Raw genomic sequence first — 4,181 nt, forward strand, 5'->3', positions numbered from 1 at the left:
CGTCCTTCCGTTTTCGGAGTTCGAAGTTCAAAACCTAAGGCTTTCAAATCGATATTCTCCACAAAAGCATCAATAAAGCGAACCGGATTATCTTCAGAAATCGAATCTTCTAAACTCGTAAAAACCATTTGATTGCGGGCGATCCCAGTGATGTGTTGCATCATTAAATATACAAATTCACTCCCGAAATATTGAAATTATTTACCTATTTTTGATTAAAATAAACGGAGGTTTTTTCACAGACTGACGTTAGCGGTCAGGCTATGAGGACACACCAACAGACAAAAAATAAACAAACGACAGTAAAATGAAAACAGTTTTAATCATAATCGGTGCGACAATTTTAATTTTTATAATTAAAGCATGTATGCCATCAGGACAAAAACCACAACCTGACACGGACACAACCAGACCTTCAAATGAACATCTGCCCAAACAAGAAAAACCAAATGACAAACTTGTAATCGTTGACAACATATCAAAGACAGAAATGGATAGCATTTTGAATGGGTTTTGTAATATGTATAACAAGGAAAGGTTCCAGGCACAACCACGGCTTTATAAATTAAACGAAAGACAATTTGCTATAACATTTCCGTTTGATATCGAATTTGAAATTTATTGTTACTTCGTTAATTATGTTCACTATCCAATGGGTTTTGACAAATCATTTTCTGTTACAGGTTGGGAAACAACTAAAGAAGCTAATGGTTGGATAACAGAAAAATCAGCTAATAAAAAAGTAATGCTGTTTATTCCAGAAGACGATACCGAACACGACAACGTATTCTTGACAACAGACAACAATATTGGCTACAAACTCGGCTTTGCAATGGGCGAGGAAAAACAACTTTTGCAAACACCTAAAAAGACATATTTCGCACCAACTATTGACATCAAAACATTAACAGAAAAGGAAGCACAAGACTTTCAATAATTCAAATATGACCTTAGAATTTTAAAGACAAGTGACGACTAAGAAAAAAGCCCGAACCGCTAACAGCACCTACAAGAAATTGGCGGTTCAGTGGTTAAAAGAAGTTTTATGCTTCGTATCAAGTTCAGTGGTGGCAGACAGTTTTCGTCTCCGAAATCGCCAACTCCTTGTAGCTGCAAAACGTTATCTGCAAACCAAACAATCCATTGTGAATAGGATCAAAAAAATAATTTTTATACTACCCTTACTTTTCGGTGTGAGTATTAATTCCATTGCGCAGGAAATTACCATTAGTACAGACCGTCCTGACCAGAGCGATGGTGTTTCGACAGTACCAATCGGGAAATTTCAGATTGAAGAAGGGGTAACATTAGCAAAAAATACGGCTATCAATAACTTGATGATGCGCTATGGCATCACACATTCAACCGAAATACGCCTACTTTTGGATGCAGGCGAAGAATTTAAAAATTATGGATTACAACCGATAACGCTTAGTTTAAAACAAAGAATAATCGAGCAACACAAATTCATTCCTGCCATTTCATTTGTTGGCTACTTATCTTACGGTCGAATTGCTACCAAAGATTTTCAAAACAACGATTGGCCCTTTCAGGTAAAATTTGCCTTTGAAAACGAGATTACAGACAGAATCTCTTTGGGATATAACATCGGAACATCGAACAAGTTTAAGAATTTAGATTTATCGGCAGGATTAGGTTACGCGATAACGGACGAAATTGCTTCCTTTATAGAATACTTTTCAACAATTAGTGAAATTGCGGATGAACATAACGTAGACTTAGGAGTTATGTATTTGATAACGCCACTATTTCAGATAGATTTGGCTTGTGGACATTCACTTTTTGCAAAAGACGACCGATTTTTTATCACACTTGGGGCATCATATTTGTTTAACTAAAATAAAATTTACAATGAAAAAAATATTTAATTTAATTCTCGTAGCAACAACTCTATTTGTTTTCTCTAATGCCTATGCACAGGAAAAATATCTTCCCGTTTCAGAAACACCCGGACAAATTGCATCCTACGTTAAAGCGCATTTCCCAAAAAGTAAAATTATAAGCGTTAAGGAAGATAAAGAAATATTTAAAACTGAATATGAAGCAAAACTAAACACAATGGTAGAACTCGAATTTGACGGACATTTCTCAATTAAAAACATTGAGAGCAAAGACGCTCTTCCCCAAAGTGTAGTTCCTACGAGAATAGCCGCTTATGTTCAAAAGAACTATCCTGACAATAAAATCATAGAGTGGAAAAAAAAGAAAAAGGGACAAAAAATCGAGTTAGATAACGACATTGACTTGGTTTTTGACTTGAGTGGAAAGTTTTTGGGAATTGACCGATAAAGGTCAGCAGATAACAATGTATAAGCGTAATGCGGGCTAAAGTATTAATTTGAGCAAATTGAATATTAGCAAACATCTCGGCAAACTGAAAGTGAAGTGCTTTTAATCCCGCACTACGCTTATACTGGTCGTTAGGCATAATTAAATAAAAAATATAAAAGATGAAAAAAACATACATTTTAGCATTATCAGTCACATTTGCTCTATTAGGATGTAAAGAAAGTCAAGAAAAAACTAAAGAAGAATCGATAGAAATAATTGAGAACCATACTGCCGAAAAAGTTTTGGATTGGGACGGAACATACAAAGGTTTCTTGCCTTGTGCAAGTTGTCCTGGAATTCTAACTACCATAAAACTTAACAACGATAAAACTTTTGAAAAATCAGATTTATATCTAGAATCGGAAGATGGTCACTTTAGTGATAAAGGAACTTTTTCCTTTATCAATGATGGTGGAAAAATTCTCTTGAACTCTGAAAAAGAAACAAAAATATATGCTGTTGGAGAAAACAGATTAACACTATTGGACAAGGACGGAAAAAAAATAACGTCTGAATTCGAAGAAATGTATGAGTTAAAAAAATTATCAAATGAAGATATTGAATTTTCAAATAAACCTATAAAAGGGTTTCTTACATTTGGACACGAAGTTTCTGAATTTATGCCTTGTGGTTCATCAAAAACCTATTGGATTTCTGATTCAAGTGGAAAATTAAGTAATCTTTACTATAATAAAGTTGGGAAACAACTTACTCCTTATACTCCTGTGATAGCAGAACTTATAGTAAGAAATACTGGAAAGGCAACTGATGGTTTTGCTGAACAGTATGAAAGTGTTTTAGAGACAATAGAAATTAAATCTGTAGAATTTATTACACCTGAAAACTACTGTATAAAATAAAAACTATGCCTAACACCGTATAAAAATAATTGCGGTTTAGTGCTTAATCAAAGGTCGTTGCGCGTTTGTAACGTCTGATTTTCCTTCGGAAAATCCTCGCATACAAACACGCAACTATTCTTATACAAACCCGTTAGCGGTCAGCTAAAAAAAAACGACCTGACGAATTCAAATTGACACGATATGACAGACAATAAACGAACACTTGAAGAACAAAAAGAAGAATTTAAACGAAAGAAACTTTTAGCATCTCCGATTGCTGGATTAATTGCGTGGTTAATTGTTGCTATTTCAGGATTTTTTTTTCCTGACAATATTACTGTTTGGGTTTTGTTTATAGCAACAGGCTCGATTGTCTACTTAGCTATGGGAATTTCAAAGTTGACTGGTGAAGACTATCTTGACAAAAGCAAGCCTAAAAATACTTTTGACACTCTTTTTTTTCTTACAGTTGCCCAAGCGATTTTAGTGTATTCAATCGCAATACCATTTTTTATTGAAGACTATACATCTCTTCCATTAACGGTTGGAATTTTGACAGGGCTAATGTGGGTTCCATTGACTTGGATTATTGACCATTGGGTTGGACTATTTCATTCAATTTTGAGGACAATTTTAATTTTAGTTCTTTGGTATTTATTTCCTTCTGACAGATTTATAACAATTCCAATAGCTATTGTTATAGTATATATCCTATCAATTATAATTTTGAAAAACAGAAAATTTAAACTATAAAATAAAAGCCGAACCGCTAACAGCAGTTTGGCTAAATGGCGGGTTCAGTGCTAAATTGAACATTCGGATTTCTAATAAACATTAGTGCTAAATTGAAAGTAAGTGCTGTAAAATCCGCCACTTCGCCAAGCTGCAAAACGTTAGAGCGCAATTTTATAAGCCAGATTGGTTTTTTTGTTGAAAAGATTGGTGTATAAATCAGGGATTAAAAGAATCAAAATATAATATTTTGAT

At 34.0% G+C, this 4,181-nt stretch carries 5 protein-coding genes; all 5 read left to right on the forward strand.

Annotated elements, in window-relative coordinates; translation table 11 throughout:
- The first annotated feature begins 307 nt into the window (after positions 1 to 307).
- The 5 genes from BW932_RS14040 to BW932_RS14060 all read left to right on the forward strand — a co-directional run bounded on the left by BW932_RS14040 (position 308) and on the right by BW932_RS14060 (position 3,947).
- Positions 308 to 937 (forward strand): hypothetical protein, encoded by a 630-nt coding sequence (locus tag BW932_RS14040; protein WP_076388674.1) that lies wholly within the window; start codon positions 308 to 310, stop codon positions 935 to 937.
- Between the two features lie 31 nt (positions 938 to 968).
- Positions 969 to 1,859, forward strand: coding sequence for a transporter (locus BW932_RS14045; protein ID WP_076388676.1), 891 nt, complete (start codon positions 969 to 971; stop codon positions 1,857 to 1,859).
- 13 nt (positions 1,860 to 1,872) lie between these two features.
- On the forward strand, positions 1,873 to 2,310 hold the full coding sequence (locus BW932_RS14050) for a PepSY-like domain-containing protein (RefSeq protein WP_143745580.1): 438 nt from the start codon (positions 1,873 to 1,875) through the stop codon (positions 2,308 to 2,310).
- Between the two features lie 161 nt (positions 2,311 to 2,471).
- Positions 2,472 to 3,212 carry a copper resistance protein NlpE gene (locus BW932_RS14055; RefSeq protein ID WP_076388680.1) on the forward strand — a complete coding sequence of 247 codons (741 nt, stop codon included), beginning with the start codon at positions 2,472 to 2,474 and terminating at the stop codon, positions 3,210 to 3,212.
- Between the two features lie 183 nt (positions 3,213 to 3,395).
- The gene (locus BW932_RS14060; RefSeq protein WP_076388682.1) at positions 3,396 to 3,947 is read left to right on the forward strand and encodes a DUF7010 family protein; all 552 of its coding nucleotides are present in this window, start codon (positions 3,396 to 3,398) and stop codon (positions 3,945 to 3,947) included.
- The last annotated feature ends 234 nt before the right edge of the window (positions 3,948 to 4,181 follow it).

Source organism: Kaistella chaponensis (assembly GCF_900156725.1).
GTDB lineage: Bacteria > Bacteroidota > Bacteroidia > Flavobacteriales > Weeksellaceae > Kaistella > Kaistella chaponensis.

What these genes read in the sequence shown, in the direction of transcription:
- BW932_RS14040 (WP_076388674.1), top strand. Translation starts at nt 308, where the DNA reads ATGAAAACAGTTTTAATCATAATCGGTGCGACAATTTTAATTTTTATA.
- BW932_RS14050 (WP_143745580.1), top strand. Translation starts at nt 1,873, where the DNA reads ATGAAAAAAATATTTAATTTAATTCTCGTAGCAACAACTCTATTTGTT.
- BW932_RS14060 (WP_076388682.1), top strand. Translation starts at nt 3,396, where the DNA reads ATGACAGACAATAAACGAACACTTGAAGAACAAAAAGAAGAATTTAAA.
- BW932_RS14055 (WP_076388680.1), top strand. Translation starts at nt 2,472, where the DNA reads ATGAAAAAAACATACATTTTAGCATTATCAGTCACATTTGCTCTATTA.